Source organism: Rhodohalobacter mucosus (genome assembly GCF_003150675.1).
GTDB lineage: Bacteria > Bacteroidota > Rhodothermia > Balneolales > Balneolaceae > Rhodohalobacter > Rhodohalobacter mucosus.
Genome location: NZ_QGGB01000007.1, coordinates 120,190 through 137,697, shown reverse-complemented (window position 1 = coordinate 137,697; position 17,508 = coordinate 120,190). Strand labels below are relative to the sequence as shown.

Here is a 17,508-nt window from a genome sequence, read left to right as displayed (position 1 = left end):
CATACATGCTTTACTCGATTATTGTTCCGGTATACAATCGCCCGGATGAGATTAACGAACTGCTGAGCAGCCTTACCCGTCAGACATTTACCGATTTTGAAGTTCTTATTATTGAGGACGGTTCGGATGAACGATGTGAATCCATTGCTGAACGGTATTCCGGCAAGCTGAATATAAGATACTACTATAAAGAAAACAGCGGACAAGGATTCTCAAGAAATTATGGATTTGAACGCGCAAAGGGCGAATATTTTGTCGTATTTGACTCAGACTGTATCATACCCGAACACTATTTTGAAGCTGTAAATCGAAAAATCAAGTCGGCCAGGATAGATTGCTGGGGTGGTCCTGACAGGGCTCACCCGTCTTTTACACCGGTACAGAAAGCCATCAGTTACAGTATGACCTCCCCATTGACGACCGGGGGTATCCGTGGCGGCAAGAAAAGAATCGGCCAGTTTCACCCCCGAAGTTTTAACATGGGTATTTCAAGGGAGGTTTTTGAGCAAACAGGAGGATACAAAATTACAAGAATGGGAGAAGATATTGAGTTCAGCCTGCGAATCATTAAGTCCGGATTTCGAACGGCTCTTATTCCAGATGCCTACGTTTACCACAAACGGCGCACAAATTTTGGCCAGTTTTTCCGGCAGCTTCACTTCTTTGGCCGGGCAAGAGTCAATATCCGGAGGTTTTATCCCGACCAGCTTCAAACAATCCATCTGCTCCCGGTTCTTTTTCTGATCGGTATACCTGCTTCACTGCTTTTTCTTGTTTTAAGGGTGCCGGTTGCCGGTATGCTCCCGTTATTGTATCTCCTCTACGCCGCTCTCTTATTTACCGACAGTTACAGGATATCAAAAAGCCTCAACGTTGCTCTGCTTTCAGTGCCCGCAGCTTTCATTCAGCTTACGGCTTATGGCGCCGGCTTGATACAGGAAATGTTTAGGGAGATAAGAGATTAGCTTAAAGAATTTGACCTCATCTCGTTGCATTCAGAATTCAAATCCTTTATCTTTTAATTCTTTTGACAAACTGATTTGAAGGGCGCAGAAGCCCCGCCGAATGGCAAAATCAGCTCATTGACATTATGATACTTGTAAACCGGATTGTTCACTGCCTCGGTTAGCAGCCATGCAGTGCATCATGATTTATTCGGGGAGTAGCGCAGCCCGGTAGCGCATCTGCTTTGGGAGCAGAGGGTCGCAGGTTCAAATCCTGTCTCCCCGACTTTACTTTTTGTACAGTAGAAAATTCTGGTTTTGTTTAATGTGAGCGACCAGAAATTTTTCACTATTTGACATGTTTTATTGAAGTATGGACCCGGAAATGACTGTAAATTTCTGAATTATCCGGTTTGGCGCCCGTAGCTCAACTGGATAGAGCAACTGCCTTCTAAGCAGTAGGTTTCAGGTTCGAGTCCTGACGGGCGTACTGATAATTTAACAGGCGACATGGCCGAGTGGTTAGGCAGAGGTCTGCAAAACCTCGTACGGCGGTTCGAATCCGCCTGTCGCCTCTTTTTTATTGATGATTTATGAGTGTTGATTTTTGATTGATAAGTCAATAGGCCTGACCGGTTGGCGATGTGTTGCCATCCAACAGCCGACAATCAAAAATCAACAACCCAAAGCCGCGTTCGTCTAGGGGTCTAGGACGCCGCCCTTTCACGGCGGTAGCACGGGTTCAAATCCCGTACGCGGTACTTTAACTTTGCACAGCGAAGATAATTTCATTTACGGAGCCTGTAGCTCAGTTGGTTAGAGCGCCAGGTTGTGGCCCTGGAGGCCGTGGGTTCAAATCCCATCAGGCTCCCCATTTTCTAAGAACATTTACTCAGTGTGCAAGCGTATAGCGTATTTATATTATTCACTGTAAATTTACACGCTTCACAACGGATAAGCCGCGTTCGTCTAGGGGTCTAGGACGCCGCCCTTTCACGGCGGTAGCACGGGTTCAAATCCCGTACGCGGTACTTTAATTTCGCACAGCGATGATAATTCCAAATTCCAATATCCCACACTCCGAATGATATAGGTTTGGAATTCATGAGCCCTTCTCCGGACTCTCAGTCCTAACAACTTCCTCTCCAACATTCACTGCCGCACCCTTTCACAACGGCAGCACCGGGTTCCCCCATAGGGATCCCTGAGGGAAAATCCCGTACGCGGTACTTTAATTTCGCACAGCGATAATAATTTCAAATTCCAATATCCCACACTCCGAATGATATAGGTTTGGAATTCATGAGCCCTTCTCCGGACTCTCAGTCCTAACGACTTCCTCTCCAGCTCTCACTGCCGCATCCTTTCACAGCGGCAGCACCGGGTTCCCCCATAGGGATCCCTGAGGGAAAATCCCGTACGCGGTACTTTAATTTCGCACAGCGATAATAATTCCAAATTCCAATATCCCACACTCCGAATGATATAGGCTTGGAATTCATGAGCCCGTATCCGGTTTCTCAGTCCTAAGAACTTCCTTTCCAACTTTCACTGCCGCACCCTTTCACAACGGCAGCACCGGGTTCCACTTAAAAATTCCTCCGCTGAATGGGAAACGTTTACAATTCCCTTCCTTATCTCGAATGTTCTTAATTCAGAGATATCCTTTTTTCCAGCCTTTTATCCGCTTCCTCTCCTTTTTTTGAATTTCCAGGATCTATTTTCCGATGGTGACCTGGATTATGGCAGGTGCTGCCTCTGCACCTTTTCAATTTTTCTTTTTAGCCTTCGATTACCTTTATTAAAGCTGAATTCCATTTACCTGCTAACCTCCACACCAAATATCTCATGAGTATAATCCGTCTAATTCTTGCCATACTTCTGCCACCTGTGGGTGTTTTTATGACTGTGGGAATCGGAGGAGCATTTTGGCTCAATATCCTGCTCACCGTTCTTGGTTATATTCCGGGCATCATTCATGCTGTTTGGGTTATTGCTAAACACGATACCTGATTAAAATTAATCGTCGACCACATATGAACATCAAAGACAAGACTGCATTGGTAACGGGTGCAAGCCGCGGAATCGGACTCTCAATAACCAAGGCATTGATTGAAAAAGGAGCCGTCGTCGCAGGATGGAGCCGCACCAAACCTGAAGCATTTGCACACAAAAATTTTCACCACTTCTCTGTCGATCTTACAAAAGAGCTTTCCGTTCAACAAGGATTTGAGGATACAAGAACAAAACTTGGCCGGCACATACCTATTCTCATTAATAATGCAGGGGCAGGTTATAAAGGTAGTTTTGAAGATATGGCGTCCGATGATTGGAGAAACCTTTTCGACCTCAATGTTCACGGAATATTCTATACCACGAGGCTTCTGGTGCCCGATATGAAGGAGAGAAAGGAAGGGCATATTATTAATGTCTCATCCGGTGCAGGTACAAATGGCATAGCAGGAATGGCCTGCTATAGTGCAACCAAGCATGCAGTTGTGGGTTTAACAGAATCGCTTCATCTGGAGCTTCGCGACTATGGAATAAAGGTAAGCTGCCTCTCTCCGGGCTCTGTTGATACAGGTTTTTCTGATTCAAAAAAGAATAAACTTAGCCCCGGTGATCTTGCTGAATCCGTAATTCACATTCTGAGTATGCCTAAAAATCACCACTACACCAACATTCAGGTCAGGTCTCTCCAGCCGGGTAAAACCGCAGGCTAATATGTAACCAATCCGGTTTTTGTACTTCACTGCCATTGCCTCACACAAGCAGCCAATCGGGCTCTGCAGGCATTGAATTATTTTGTAACGGATACAGGCATGATTACTCTTTACTAATACTCAAATGCCTGAACCTTTATGGCACCGTACTCTCTCAGCTCTTAATCAGAACACTCCATGGAACCAGCTATAGCCGAAAATCCCCATTACAAGAACGGAAATCTTCACCCTGTAGAGAAAAAATCGGGTTTGCTGGATCTCTTTTACAATGACATTGCAATTGACCTTGGTACAGCAAATACTCTGATTTCTTCCAAGCGCAATGGGATTGTACTGCGTGAACCTTCCATTGTCGCATTCAACACAGACGGAATGCCTGTCAGTATAGGTCAGGAAGCCTGGTTTATGCATGAAAAAACACACAGCAAACTCAGGACTGTAAGACCATTGCGTGACGGTGTGATTGCCGATTTTGAAGCTGCAGAACACATGATCAGGGGTATGATCAAGAATGTAAAGAAAAACTGGTACTCCACAACCCGGCAAATTGTGATCTGTGTGCCGAGCGGTATTACAGACGTTGAAAAACGAGCTGTGCGCGACAGTGCGGAGAATGCCGGTGCAAAAGAGGTTTATCTTGTTGAAGAGCCCATGGCTGCTGCTATCGGAGTTGGCCTCAACGTTCATGAGCCGGAAGGCCATATGATCGTTGACATCGGTGGCGGAACAACCGAGATTGCGGTAATCGCTCTTTCAGGAATTGTTCATGCACAATCTGTTCGCCTGGCAGGCGATAAACTGAACGATGACATAATCAGCTACTTCCGAAGGACCCATAATCTTCTTATAGGTGAACGGACAGCTGAAAAGATCAAATGTGAGATCGGTTCAGCTTCTCCTCTTGAACAAGAGCTGGAGATGGATATTAAAGGCCGCGACCTGGTTAACGGCATACCCAAAACCATTCACATTACTTCTGCGGATGTGCGGGAAGCCATTTCCATCTCGGTTAATGCCATTGTCGAGGCTATTGTGAAATCACTTGAGAAAACACCTCCTGAGCTCTCAGCTGATATCCTGGACAGAGGGATCATTCTGGCCGGAGGCGGTGCCCTGCTTAAAAATCTGGATAAGAGAATAACAGAGATGACCGATCTGCCGGTGCACATTGCAGAAGACCCGCTAACAGCCGTGGTCCGCGGAACGGGCGCCGTTCTCGACAATCTGGACTTTTACCGCGCTGTGGTTTCCTGAATATCCGGGGATATTTTTGCGGAATGAGAAGCAACCCTATTACGGCACGCCCTCATAAGTTTAATCGCCTTCCTGAAACTCGGGGGGCGGTGTAAATTTTACAACTTTGTTTTCCACCGGCTCAATAGTGCGGAGGTATGAAAACATCGCTGAAAGATCTTCCTCATCCATGCCTGCATACATAAGCCAGGGCATGATGGTTTGCATTTCACCTGCCTCAACAAGGTGTGGATTGTACGAACTATCGGCATACATCTTGAATCGGTTGATAAACAACTCTTCCGTCCAGTTGCCAATACCGGTCTCGTGCGGAGTCAGATTCGCTGCACGCACTACAGATCCATCCGGCATTATAAATTCATTACCGCCCGCATAGGGCTCTCCTACATACGTTCCGTTCTCCATTCTGGTATGGCAGTCACCACATGACGCCGCTGTAATGATATATCTTCCATAATTAACCACATCGTCTTTTGATGGCCTTGGCTGAAGGTCTGCCTTCACGGGCATTGTATTGATCAGTACGCTGACCGGAAAATCAGGTTTTGATCCTTCCAATTCATTTTCGATAGGTTCCAGCGTTCTCAGATATGCAATAACAGCCTGAATATCATCTTCAGCCAGCCTGGAATAATTGGGATACGGCATCACGGGAAACAGTGCTGTACCGTCCCGGGATACACCCGTCGTTATCGCCCTGAAGATTTCACCGTCAGACCAATCCGAAAGTGCTGCAGGTGTAAGATTGCGCGATACAAACCGACCCGGAAAACCCATTTTCTGATCGAAGACGTCCCCACCTGCGCCTTCTGTTCCCGGTTTCGGGGGTGCTGCGTAAAGGCTGAAATCCCGAACGGCATGGCAGTCCATACAGAGCATTACATGATTTGCCAGATACTCTCCCCTCTCTATGCGTTCTTCCGTTAATTCAATGCTCATCGCGGGGGCAGGTTTCGTATTTGGCAAGGCGAAAGCTATGAATGCAACAACCCCTGCCGTTGCTGCGATCACCACAATAAGCAGATACAGCACAATTCTCACTACTTTTTTCATCAATCCCCCACTGTTTAGTTATGCCGGGTCTTTACCATATTGGCCGGACAGGAATAGCAACTCCAAAGACAATAGTAATGCATTTTTTTGAAAATCCGCAATAATCAGCAGGTTTGTCGTTTCCATTTCTCAATGGGCAGCATGGATTTACACATGTACCACCAATTCAGACCTCACTCGTAAATCGAAAAGAAATAAGAGAACAGCAGCTTAACTCAGCACCCTGAACCATACTTAATCACTCACCAAAAACTATATTTTTTTCTGCCTGCCATTACGACAAACCAGCTGCGGTAACCCCGGTTTATCTGCATTCTGTCGGATCTATTTAGTAATTTAACGGCAGCCCGGTGTTAGGAATAGTAATGAGCACCCCCCTTTTGGTGTTCAATTCCTCTCATGGAATTCACGTTTATTGAGGCCATATCCAATCAATAACCATATTATGTGCGGACGATACGTTTTAAAAGCAACTCTTGAAGAACTGGAACGTAAATACGGTGCTGTTCAGGAAGGCACGTTTACATTCAGCCCTAAATATAATGTGGCCCCTTCCGCACAGATGCCCGTTGTGCTTTCTCATGAAGGCAGGCGGGTAATCAATCTTTTCCGGTGGGGTCTGGTTCCCTTTTGGGCAGATAGCATCAATACAGGTTATTCAATGATTAATGCACGCTGCGAAACTCTTGCAAAGAAAAAGTCTTTCAGCAAACCGTTCCGTTCACAGCGCTGCGTGGTACCAGCCAGCGGGTTTTATGAGTGGAAGAACACCTCGTCGGGTAAAATACCTCACTATATTACTCAAAAGGCATCTTCCCTGATAAACCTGGCCGGATTGTATGAGACGTGGAAATCGGATTCCGGTGATGTGGTTAACAGCTATACCATCATAACCACTCCGGCCAACAAGCCAATTCAGAACCTTCACGACCGTATGCCTGCTATGCTTGCCGACAGCGAGCTTCGCATTTGGCTGAATCCTGAAAACCAGTCTGAAGATATGCTGCAGGATCTGCTTCACCCCTGGCCAGATAACGATATCACCTATCACCGGGTAGATACCCGCGTTAACAACGCTCGTAATACGGGCGAGGGCCTGATTGAGCCCTATCAGGATCTTTTTTCCTGACCGCGGTTGATATATGTGTGATATATGTGTAAACTGTTTTTCCATTAACACGGAGCAGTTTATGAGTGAAGAGAAATATCCACCGATCAATGTATTGAATGTAGTAAGAGGTTTTGCAAATCCATCCTTAAGGCATCACATCACCCCATACCGGTTTGAAACCAGAAAAGGGGAAAAACACCGGATTGCCCAGATCCGCCAGGTTCACAGAGAGCGTGTTGGAAAAGGTTTTCACTATCACTACGTGGTAAAAACGGATAGCGCAAGGTATTTCCACCTGGTATTCGATACGTCAACCATCTCCTGGAAGATGGTACAGGAGGTAGACGAGATGCTTTTTTTCAACGAATAGAATAATGTTCAGGGAGATCAGATCTTTTGGGCAAGTGCATAAATCCCCGTTCCTTTCTTATTTGCAGTGTAGAGATCGGCCGCATTCATCAAGAGCGACACAGGTGTTACAACCGGATAGTAGATCAGCAGAGGAATGGCGGCCGGGAGGCCAAACCGGGTAAACCATACCATCGGCCATTTTACCAAAAGCGTCCACGCGCGATGCCCCCACTTCCCGTAGGTATAGTGAATCTTCAGAGGATGCAGATCCGACTCCATCAGCTTGCTTCCGATTTCTTCCTTTGAATACCCGGCTCTGGCATGTTCATCCACAAACGAATCATCCTCGTCCGCATCCTCAGCCGAGTAGTGCGAAGGCGAGTGCATTAAAAAATATGCACCCGGTTTCATGCAACGGCTAAGGTTTCGCATTACCTTTCTGTCTTCTGCTATGTGTTCAAGCACGTCAATACAGATTACGGCGTCATACTCTGTATCGTCCTGGTAATTAAGCAAATCAGCCACATCAAACCGGATTCTACCCTCTGAAATCTGCTCGCTGAAAAAAGATGTATTATCCTCAATGTAGTCGGCTTTAATATCTATGGATGTAATCTTCACATGATCAAATTCATCGAGAATAAACCGATCATACTGACCGAAACCACATCCCGCATCCAGTAAACGCCACTCGCCCTGCCGGTCAAGCTTTCTGCAGTGCTCACGTAGTACCTTTCTGATATGCCAGCTTCTCAAAAATACCAGGTCAAGTGTGGCATAAAAAATTCGCCTCAGTAATTCCGAGTGACGGATGATACGTGCAAATTTATCCTTGACGGGGTCGTACGCGATACGGCTCATAAGCAGCTGGTCAGAGTATGGAGGCGATAGAGGGTTTCTGGCGGTCTACCTGCCCCTTGTTGATCATCTCACCCAGGAATCCAATGGAAAAGAACTGAACTCCGACCACAATGAGCAGAATGCCCAGAAACAACAGCGGGCGGTCGCCCAGGTTCTCTCCGTAAAAGATTTTCATGACGGCCAGATATCCGCTTATAGCCACGCCGGCGATGAGAAAGATGACTCCGAAAAGTCCAAAGAAATGCATGGGGCGCTGCATGTACCGATTCACGAAGAGCAGGGTTACCAGATCCAGAAAACCGTTCAGAAATCTTGACAGTCCGAATTTCGTTTTCCCGTATTTGCGTGCATGATGCTTAACGGGCTTTTCGGAAATATTCCCGAACCCTTTCCACTTTGCAAGAAGAGGAACATAGCGGTGGAGTTCACCATAAAGATAGATCTCGTCCGTCACCTTTCGATGGTATGCTTTCAGCCCGCAGTTAAAGTCGTGGAGCCTGATGCCGGTTGTCCATCGCGTAACCGCATTAAAGAAACGTGAGGGAACCGTTTTCGTGATCGGATCATGACGAACCTTTTTCCATCCGCTTACCAAATCACTGCCGCCTTTCAGCATCTCTATCATTTCCGGGATCTCATTGGGATCGTCCTGTAAATCGGCATCCATGGTTACAACATATTTACCCCGGACTTCCTCAAAACCGGCCTGAAGAGCGTCGCTTTTACCATAGTTTCGGCGAAGCCTGATTCCCCGGACATTCGGGTTCAGGGCATGCAACTCCCGAATAACACCCCATGAACCATCTGTAGAACCGTCATCCACAAACACAATTTCGTAGGCAGTCCCTTGCAAGGCCTTCCCAATGAGTTGAGCAAGTTCTCTCAGGGAGCTTTCTTCATTCAGAAGCGGTATTACAACACTCACCTCCGGAGAGCCGCTTTTATCGCTTTCCCCGATATCTGATTTTTTTTCCTCCAATCGTCTTCAAATTTATTACTTTGGAATGGAATATCTTTTTGATCAAAGCTGAAAATAAAGGATTTCATTGCCATGAAGAAATTGTATTACTCAATCGGTGAAGTAAGTGAAATCACCGATATTGAACCACACGTACTCCGTTACTGGGAAACCGTTTTCAAAGATCTTTCCCCCCGTAAAAACAAGGCGGGCAACCGTACCTACCGTGAGGAGGACATTACGCTGATACTGAAACTGAAACACCTGGTTCAGGAGAAAAAGTACAGTACTGCGGGAGCCAAAAAAATAATTGAAGGAGAAGACCAGGATCCCGCAAATGAAAGCAATCAGGTTCTGACTGCTGAAATGCAAAAAGATCTGAATGAAGTAAAATTATTTCTGAACAAGCTTCTTGAGAAACTCTGATCGAAAATCAGGTTTTTTTGGAGAATACCGCGATTAGAAGGTATAGCAGTTCCGCACATATCAGCACGGCTACTCCGGTTAGGTGAACAACCTGCAGAGCACCGGGCATCAACAGCCTTTCGAGACCTATTCCGGCAATCACCTGCAGCAAAACCAGTACACCGATGATCCATCCCAGTTTACTGAGGCGTCCGGGTACGTTCAATTTCCGGTTAAAATAGATAAGTGCACCCGACAGGATCACCACCAGCCATGAAAAACTTCGGTGGATCTCATAAATAAAACCCAGGTGTTCAATCCATCCCTCCCGGGGGAGTTCAAGCACATTTTTTGCTACATCCACCTCCTCTCTGACCTGCGTACCGAGAACCATCTGAATAAGTGTAAAGAAGAGAATCCCTCCCGAGACCCACAGCAGCGTTTTCCGTGTAGACGGTGAAATAGGCGAAATCAGCCGGCTGTTCATCGCCCGAAAACTTGCATACAAAAGTACTGCAAGTATGGTCATGGCCATAAGCATATGGATGGTTATCATTCCTGCACTCAGACCCGACCGGACTACCTGGCCGCCCAGCCATGCCTGAAAAATCACCAACACAAATGCCAAACCCGAAAAGGCCGTTATTACAGGGTCTGATTTTCGATATCTGAATGAAATCAAAAATGTAGCTGTAATAAACAGTCCAATCAGTACCCCAACCAGGCGATTGATATACTCCAGCCAGGTGTGAAGCGGATTGAACAGTGATGCATCATATTGAGGGGGAAGTTCTGCTGCACTGGTTGGCGGAATCCACATACCGAAGCACTGCGGCCAGTCCGGACAACCCAGTCCCGCGCCGGACGCTCTCACCAAACCTCCTACAAAAATTAAAACCAGCGTTGCAATAACTGTGGTTATAGCCGTTTTTTGATAGAGATTTAATGTCATTTTATCTGTTTGAAACTATGAGATTCTTAACTGGCCCTGAACGTGCTGACCTGCAATTTTAAGACTAAGCAGCCTGTGCATGCTAAAGTTAACACCTAAACCATTAGCTTGTTAAATGAATTCGTCACAGATCGAAAAATTTCTTACATAATAACTTATTCATAGTGTAATCAAGTCAGGTTTCTAAATACGTAATATAGGGTTCAAGAGTTATTGGGAAGCCGTTTTAACCATATACCGGGCGGGATCCTATTGCCCAACTTTTGAGTAACAATTCAGATTCAAATTGGTTATTTTTTGGCGATTAAAATTTACAGTGATCAATGAGTCAAACCGATACAGAAATCAGAAGCGCACCCAGAACTTTTCTGGACATAGCCAGCGACTACTTTGAGCTGACCAAGCCCGGCATTACTTTTACCGTGGTGGCCAGCATGCTCATCGGGTTCCTTATGGGATCGGCGGCAGGTTTCAGCTTTACACTGATGCTGCACGCTACACTCGGGACCTGGCTGATCGCTTCCGGTACAGCCGCACACAACATGTTCATGGAACGCGGTGTAGACGGATTGATGCGCCGCACAAGTAAACGACCTCTGCCTGATTCTAGGGTTTCTGCCAGAAACGGGTTTATTTTCTCAATGGGACTGATTTTAGCCGGGCTCATCTACCTGATTGTGCTGGTGAACTTTGTGGCAGGGCTTGTATCCCTTGCCACAACCATCATCTATCTGTTTGCCTATACTCCTCTTAAACGGATTTCCGCCCTTAATGTATTTGTCGGGGCTGTTCCGGGCGCCTTGCCTGTTGTGGGAGGATGGGCTGCTGCTACAGGCACCGTTTTTGAACACGGGATGTGGATTCTGTTTGGGCTCATTTACTGCTGGCAAATCCCCCATGTAATGGCAATTGCGTGGGTTTGCAGGGATGATTATGAGCACGCAGGTTTTAAAATGCTTCCAAAAAATGATCCGGGCGGATTAAAAACTGTGCTTTGGATTATGATTCCGCTCTTAATTTTAATTCCCACAGTTTACAAGCTGTATGTGATGGAACTGCTTGGCTGGCTCTATCTCTCAGGATCAATCATTACTACACTGGGCTTTATCTGGTATGGCATCCGGTTCTCGTATTACCGCGACAACCCTACAGCCAAATCGCTGATGTTCGCCTCGTTTGTTTACCTGCCAATTATCTGGATCTTCATTTTCCTCGACTGGATGATCCTTTGAGCCATTTAATAACTCCGTAGCTGCGCAGCAGTCAATCTGCAATGCATGCCCTTCCTGCTCCATACATAAGCCATCCGCTCAGATGAATTTGGGCATTTCCTTTCCCTAGAAGATTAAGAGAAATGAGCTTTCACACGGATTCACATAATGCACTTCACCTGCAATGTTACCTTATTGAAGGGTACATCGCAGGGTTCGCCTCATGCATGATTTCGTAGATAGCTTCGATAATATCCTCGGCAGCCGGTTTGGAAAAATAGTCCCCGTCGGATGCGTATGCCGGGCGGTGATCTTTAGCTGACAGGCATTTTGCTTCGCTGTCGAGATAACGATAGCCGCCCTGCCCGTCAATTACCTGCTGCATCATAAACCCTGTACCGCCTCCGGGCACATCTTCGTCAACAAAAAGGATTCGATTCGTTTTCTTCAGTGATTCAACGATCATGTTGTTGCGATCGAATGGCAGTAGTGTCCTCACATCAATCAGTTCAACCGAAATCCCTGCATCTTCCAGATCCGGGAGCACGCTCTCAATAATATTACAGGTGGAGCCATAGGATACGACGGTAATATCCGTGCCTTCCCGGATAATTTTCGGAATACCGAGAGGTACTGTAAATTCACCAAGATTTTGGGGCAGTTTTTCTTTGAGGCGGTATGCGTTGAGGGGCTCTATAACCAGTGCAGGGTCGTCTCCCTGCAAAAGGGTATTGTAGAAACCTGCAGCATCAGTCAGGTTTCTTGGCACGCATACATGAACTCCGCGAAGGCCATTTACAAGCACACCCATTGGTGAGCCGGAATGCCAGATTCCCTCCAGCCTGTGGCCCCTTGTTCTCACAATAAGCGGATAAGCCTGTCCGCCTACAGTACGATAACGGATCGTTGCCACATCATCGCTCAGGCCCTGAAAGCAATAGAGCAGATAATCCAGATACTGTATCTCTGCAATAGGCCGCAGACCCCGCAGAGCCATGCCCATACCCTGTCCCAGAATTGTAGCTTCACGGATCCCGGTATCGCTTACCCGCAGTTTGCCATATTTTTCCTGCAAACCCTCAAGGCCCAGGTTCACTCCACCGAGTGTTCCCACATCCTCCCCGAACACAATCGTATTGGGATTTTTTTCAAACAGGGTGTCAAAATTATCGCGAAGAACCATTCTGCCATCCACCTTTTTTGCTTCCTCATCGTACTGAGGCGGCACTTCTTCCACATGAACGGGTGACTTTGGCGTTTCGCTGTAAAGATTTGAATTAAAGAATTCATTGTTTTCCTCATTCAGAGACTCCAGCCAGTTTTTAAGGTCGGACATGGCCTGTGACTCTTTACCCCGCAATGCAAATAGAGCTCTCCTTGCCGAAGAGATCACATCCTTGCGGAGGGGACTATTCTTTCTTTTTAGCTGAGTTTGAATCTCGGTCAGCCGGTTTTGATCACCATAAGTCTGTAAAAGGCTATCGAAAAGTGCCAGAAGCTCCTCTTTTTGCTGTTTAATGGGCTCCTGGAAAGTTTGCCATGCCCTTTTTTGCGCCTCTTTTACCTCCTTTTTTGCTTCATCTTCAATTGATTGCAGTTTTTTGCTGCCTGCAATCCCTTCATTCTGGATCCAATTTTTAAATTTGTTTATACAGCAGTGTTCAACTTCCCATTCCAGCCGTTCCTCGTTTTTATACCGTTCATGAGAGCCTGAAGTGGAATGTCCCTGGGGCTGGGTTACATCCTCTACATGAATCAGAACCGGGACATGCTCTTCGCGCGCCACAGTCTGAGCGTCATGATACGTGGTAAGAAGTTCTTCATAATCCCATGCTTTCACAGTAAAAATCTCAAATCCAGGTTCTGATTTGGTTCGCTTGAATCCCCTTAGCACCTTTGAAATACTTTCTTTGGTTGTCTGGTACTTTTTAGCAACCGAAATTCCATAACCGTCGTCCCACACAGAGAGAACCATTGGCACCTGAAGTACACCGGCTGCATTTACGGTCTCCCAAAACAATCCTTCCGATGTACTGGCATCTCCGATCGTGCCCCAGGCGATTTCATTGCCGTTATCAGAAAATTCATTCCAGTCTTTCAGAAGCTCGTTTTCGCGATACACCTTCGATGCCTGAGCAAGACCCAAAAGTCGTGGCATCTGTCCGGCCGTGGGAGATAGGTCTGCGGATGTATTTTTTGTTGCGGTTTGATCTTTCCAGCTACCGTCTTCATTGATCAGGCGTGTCGCGAAATGGGCATTCATCTGGCGTCCTCCGGAATGCGGATCTTCTTCGAGACTGGGATTGGCATACAGCTGGGCAAAAAACTGTTCCACTGTAAGTTCTCCAATTGCCATCATCAGAGTCTGATCGCGGTAATATCCTGAACGGAAATCTCCCTTTTTGAAGAACTTTGCCAACACCAACTGAGGAAGCTCCTTGCCGTCGCCGAAAATTCCGAACTTGGCTTTTCCTGTCAGCACCTCTTTTCGTCCGAGCAACGACATCTGGCGGCTCATACAGGCAAGTTTGAAATCATTCAGGATTTCGGTGGTTTGTTTTTTTGAATAGGTGGTGTTAGATGCTTCTTTGCTCTTCATAAATCAGTAATTATATCTGAATATTTACCTGTTAAACCGTTGCACCGCAGGCTAACGTTTAGCCTGTATGCTGTATCAACCTGATGAATAATTTATTGTACTTAACTCGTCCGGCTTCTCGGATAAGTAAAGTTTCTGAAAATCAACAGAAAGAAAAATAAGGGAGAATTGTTCCCGTACCTAAAATATTTTACGACTCCGTGAAACCACCGTATGTCATGTTCATGGGATCCAGCGCTTTGCGCAAGTCCTCATCCGACAGGTCGGTCATCTCTTTTGCCACTTCAAAAACCGCACGGTTTTCCGAAAATGCTTTCTTTGCGATTTTTGCCGCTTTGTCGTATCCGATCAGCGGATTCAGGGCGGTTACCAAAATCGGGTTTTTCCCAACCATTTCCTGTATCCGTTCTTCGCGAACGCTCAAACCTTTTACAGAACGTTCCGCAAAATTTCTTGCAGCATTAGCCAGAATTTCAATTGATTGCAGCAGATTGTGCGCAACTACAGGAAGCATGACATTCAGTTCAAAATTACCGGATTGACCTGCTACGGTAATGGTTGTATCGTTTCCGATAACCTGTGCACAGGCCATGGTGAGCGACTCTTCAATCACCGGATTTACTTTTCCGGGCATGATCGAGGAACCCGGCTGCAGGGCCTGAAGCTGAACCTCTCCGATACCACTGTTTGGACCTGAATTCATCCATCTGAAATCATTGCCAATCTTCATAAGCCCGACAGCGATGGTTTTCAGTTGTGAACTAAGCTCAACCGGTGCATCCACGGTAGCCTGCGCCTCAAAATGATTGGATGCTTCTTTGAATTCGAAATCTGTTTCGGATGCAAGCTCAGCCGCAAAACGCCTGCCAAACTCTTTATGCGTATTGATTCCTGTACCGACAGCGGTTCCACCCTGTGGCAGTTCAGCCATTCTGCCCAACGCCGAACGCAGCCTCTCCATGCCAAGCTCAACCTGTCTGGCATATCCACTGAATTCTTGCAGAAATGTAACCGGCATAGCATCCATCAGATGAGTTCTGCCCGTTTTAACTACCTCTTTATATTGCTCACCCTTCTCTAGAAGTGTGCTATGCAGATGCTCAAGGGCCGGCAGTAAATTCTTCCGCACATCCGTTACGGCCGCAATCCGGATGGCAGTCGGAATTACATCATTTGAACTCTGCCCGAAGTTTACATGGTCGTTTGGGTGGATGGGCGATTCGGCATCATTAATCAATTCATTGGCACGCCTGGCAATAATTTCGTTGGCATTCATGTTCGTGGAAGTGCCTGAACCGGTCTGAAAAATATCGAGTACAAAGTCATCGTCAAATTTCCCTGCCATTACCTCTCCGGCAGCCTCTTGTACCACATCAGCAACAGATTTATCAATTAAGCCAAGCTTTGAGTTTACGGCCGCTGCACATTTTTTAATCTGGCCAAGAGCGGATATAAATGACCGGCTGAATCTTATTCTGCTGATCGGAAAATTTTCAAAAGCACGCTGTGTCTGGGCACCATAATAAGCATTAACAGGCACTTTCACTTCACCCATGGAATCTTTCTCGATACGGTAATCGCTCATCTTTTTCTATTGGTTTCGCATTACTTACAGTTTTAAAATGTATGGAATTTTCGCCTGAATTTGAAGAAAAGCGCTTTCAATAATTCATTAAATTACGTTCATCTCCTTCTGCATATTTCTCATAATGCTCTCAATGAATGGTTAGGTTGATCTTTCTCTGCGTGAGATCTTTTGCATACAAATTCAAAACCGCTACTTTTCATCAATCGTCACAGAAGTAAACCCTATAGAGGAAAATGGCCTGCAGCACCACTTTTTATAACCGGAGTCATTATACTGCCGCAAGACCGTTCGGGCCGTTCCATCCAATCATTATTCTATGAAAGTAATTGACGTCGCTGAATTCTATACCGACCAGGGCGGCGGTGTTAAAACCTATATTAATCAAAAGCTGAAGGCAGCAGCAAGACTCGGCCATGAGATGATTGTGGTTGCTCCGGGCCGCGAAGCCGGAGAAGAGGAGCGTTTTGGCGGTCGGGTGATATGGGTACAAGGGCCTCCGCTTCCGCTTGATCCCAGATATGTAATTCTCTGGCGACAAAAGGAGGTACATCGGATTCTTGACAGGGAAAAACCAGACATTGTGGAAGGATCATCTGCGTGGACCGGCGGTCACTTTGCGGGAAACTGGGAGGGCGATGCGGTAAAATCCCTCATTTTCCACCAGGACCCTGTTGCCGTCTATCCGCAAACACTATTGGGAAACCTGATTTCTATGGATCAGGTTGACCGGATGTTTGGGTTTTACTGGAACTACCTGAAGCGTCTCAGTCACAAATTTGATGCAACCATTGTAAGCGGACAGTGGCTTCAGGCCCGGGTTCGTGAATTTGGGCTCAAAAACCCTGTTGCAGTACCGTTCGGCATCAATAAATCCTTTTTTTCTCCTCAGCGCCGCAGCAATGAACTCAGAAAGAAGTTACTCAGAGAGCTTGGATTGGGTGAAAATGCATCACTCTTTGTCAGCATTAGCCGCTTTCATCCTGAAAAACGCCTCAGCACTATTATTGATGGATTTATTAAGGCTTCTGAAAAAAAAGAGATGGGGCTTATTATTTTCGGGTCCGGACCCCTCAAGAGGTGGATTAAACATAAGTCGGACAAGTCTGACCATGTAAAATTGATGGGATTTACCTCAAACCGGGATGATCTTGCAGATATTCTGGCAAGTGCAGATTTCTTTGTACACGGCTCAGGAGCTGAGACATATGGTCTTGTCGTTGCCGAAGCACTTTGCAGCGGTCTGCCAATTGTGGTTCCCGACCGCGGAGGAGCTGTAGAACTTGCCGGCAAAGAGTACTCGGAAATCTATGCAACCGGTAAGCAAGATGAGCTCGCCGAAGCCCTTCTGTCTATCTCAAACCGGGATCGAAGTGAGCTTTGCCAGGCAGCATTACAGGCTGCAGAAGATTTGATCTGCACTGTAGATGAACATTTTGATCTTCTTTTTAGCATATATGAAAAGATGCGCCGTAAAAAACTCAGCTAACCGGCGATTGCC

General features: G+C 46.4%; 15 protein-coding genes and 6 tRNA genes. 15 read left to right on the top strand and 6 right to left on the bottom strand.

Features of this window, described 5'->3' with window-relative positions:
• The first annotated feature begins 5 nt into the window (after positions 1-5).
• The 10 genes from DDZ15_RS10140 (at position 6) to DDZ15_RS10095 (ending at position 4,921) form a co-directional block, all read left to right on the top strand.
• Complete coding sequence (locus DDZ15_RS10140) at positions 6-965, top strand: glycosyltransferase family 2 protein (RefSeq protein WP_109646977.1); 960 nt, start codon at positions 6-8, stop codon at positions 963-965.
• Between the two features lie 191 nt (positions 966-1,156).
• Positions 1,157-1,230 (top strand) — tRNA-Pro (locus DDZ15_RS10135).
• 130 nt (positions 1,231-1,360) lie between these two features.
• Positions 1,361-1,434: transfer RNA gene (locus DDZ15_RS10130), tRNA-Arg, on the top strand.
• A 14-nt stretch (positions 1,435-1,448) separates the two neighbouring features.
• Positions 1,449-1,519 (top strand) — tRNA-Cys (locus tag DDZ15_RS10125).
• Between the two features lie 113 nt (positions 1,520-1,632).
• Positions 1,633-1,705, top strand: a tRNA-Glu gene (locus tag DDZ15_RS10120).
• A gap of 36 nt (positions 1,706-1,741) precedes the next feature.
• Positions 1,742-1,818 (top strand) — tRNA-His (locus tag DDZ15_RS10115).
• Between the two features lie 84 nt (positions 1,819-1,902).
• Positions 1,903-1,975 (top strand) — tRNA-Glu (locus DDZ15_RS10110).
• Positions 1,976-2,792: 817 nt separating this feature from the next.
• Positions 2,793-2,957: a YqaE/Pmp3 family membrane protein gene (locus DDZ15_RS10105; protein WP_109646976.1), complete on the top strand. Its 165-nt coding sequence runs from the start codon at positions 2,793-2,795 to the stop codon at positions 2,955-2,957.
• A 23-nt stretch (positions 2,958-2,980) separates the two neighbouring features.
• Positions 2,981-3,667 (top strand): SDR family oxidoreductase, encoded by a 687-nt coding sequence (locus DDZ15_RS10100; protein ID WP_109646975.1) that lies wholly within the window; start codon positions 2,981-2,983, stop codon positions 3,665-3,667.
• Positions 3,668-3,844: 177 nt separating this feature from the next.
• Positions 3,845-4,921: a rod shape-determining protein gene (locus DDZ15_RS10095; RefSeq protein ID WP_109646974.1), complete on the top strand. Its 1,077-nt coding sequence runs from the start codon at positions 3,845-3,847 to the stop codon at positions 4,919-4,921.
• Positions 4,922-4,981: 60 nt separating this feature from the next.
• On the opposite strand, the gene DDZ15_RS10090 is transcribed toward DDZ15_RS10095, so the two are convergent.
• Positions 4,982-5,974 carry a c-type cytochrome gene (locus tag DDZ15_RS10090; protein WP_109646973.1) on the bottom strand — a complete coding sequence of 331 codons (993 nt, stop codon included), beginning with the start codon at positions 5,972-5,974 and terminating at the stop codon, positions 4,982-4,984.
• Between the two features lie 445 nt (positions 5,975-6,419).
• Between DDZ15_RS10090 and DDZ15_RS10085 the strand changes: the two genes are divergently transcribed.
• Together DDZ15_RS10085 and DDZ15_RS10080 are read left to right on the top strand one after the other, a co-directional pair.
• Positions 6,420-7,103 carry an SOS response-associated peptidase gene (locus DDZ15_RS10085; protein ID WP_109646972.1) on the top strand — a complete coding sequence of 228 codons (684 nt, stop codon included), beginning with the start codon at positions 6,420-6,422 and terminating at the stop codon, positions 7,101-7,103.
• Positions 7,104-7,164: 61 nt separating this feature from the next.
• A complete protein-coding gene (locus tag DDZ15_RS10080) occupies positions 7,165-7,455 on the top strand; it encodes a hypothetical protein (RefSeq protein ID WP_146198568.1) in 291 nt (96 codons plus the stop codon).
• Positions 7,456-7,472: 17 nt separating this feature from the next.
• Here DDZ15_RS10080 and DDZ15_RS10075 read toward each other — a convergent pair whose 3' ends face one another.
• Together DDZ15_RS10075 and DDZ15_RS10070 are read right to left on the bottom strand one after the other, a co-directional pair.
• The gene (locus DDZ15_RS10075; RefSeq protein WP_109646970.1) at positions 7,473-8,297 is read right to left on the bottom strand and encodes an SAM-dependent methyltransferase; all 825 of its coding nucleotides are present in this window, start codon (positions 8,295-8,297) and stop codon (positions 7,473-7,475) included.
• Between the two features lie 10 nt (positions 8,298-8,307).
• On the bottom strand, positions 8,308-9,276 hold the full coding sequence (locus tag DDZ15_RS10070; protein ID WP_242978983.1) for a glycosyltransferase family 2 protein: 969 nt from the start codon (positions 9,274-9,276) through the stop codon (positions 8,308-8,310).
• Positions 9,277-9,348: 72 nt separating this feature from the next.
• Between DDZ15_RS10070 and DDZ15_RS10065 the strand changes: the two genes are divergently transcribed.
• Positions 9,349-9,681 carry a MerR family transcriptional regulator gene (locus tag DDZ15_RS10065; protein ID WP_199222937.1) on the top strand — a complete coding sequence of 111 codons (333 nt, stop codon included), beginning with the start codon at positions 9,349-9,351 and terminating at the stop codon, positions 9,679-9,681.
• Positions 9,682-9,688: 7 nt separating this feature from the next.
• On the opposite strand, the gene DDZ15_RS10060 is transcribed toward DDZ15_RS10065, so the two are convergent.
• Positions 9,689-10,612 (bottom strand): COX15/CtaA family protein, encoded by a 924-nt coding sequence (locus DDZ15_RS10060; protein ID WP_109646968.1) that lies wholly within the window; start codon positions 10,610-10,612, stop codon positions 9,689-9,691.
• Positions 10,613-10,935: 323 nt separating this feature from the next.
• Between DDZ15_RS10060 and cyoE the strand changes: the two genes are divergently transcribed.
• On the top strand, positions 10,936-11,844 hold the full coding sequence (gene cyoE / locus DDZ15_RS10055; protein ID WP_109646967.1) for a heme o synthase: 909 nt from the start codon (positions 10,936-10,938) through the stop codon (positions 11,842-11,844).
• A gap of 166 nt (positions 11,845-12,010) precedes the next feature.
• On the opposite strand, the gene DDZ15_RS10050 is transcribed toward cyoE, so the two are convergent.
• Entirely contained in the window at positions 12,011-14,422 is a 2,412-nt protein-coding gene (locus DDZ15_RS10050) for an alpha-ketoacid dehydrogenase subunit alpha/beta (RefSeq protein ID WP_109646966.1), read from the bottom strand.
• Between the two features lie 190 nt (positions 14,423-14,612).
• On the bottom strand, positions 14,613-16,007 hold the full coding sequence (locus tag DDZ15_RS10045; RefSeq protein ID WP_109646965.1) for a class II fumarate hydratase: 1,395 nt from the start codon (positions 16,005-16,007) through the stop codon (positions 14,613-14,615).
• A 319-nt stretch (positions 16,008-16,326) separates the two neighbouring features.
• Here DDZ15_RS10045 and DDZ15_RS10040 point away from each other — a divergent pair, with 319 nt between their 5' ends.
• The gene (locus tag DDZ15_RS10040; RefSeq protein WP_109646964.1) at positions 16,327-17,496 is read left to right on the top strand and encodes a glycosyltransferase; all 1,170 of its coding nucleotides are present in this window, start codon (positions 16,327-16,329) and stop codon (positions 17,494-17,496) included.
• Positions 17,497-17,508: the final 12 nt, after the last annotated feature.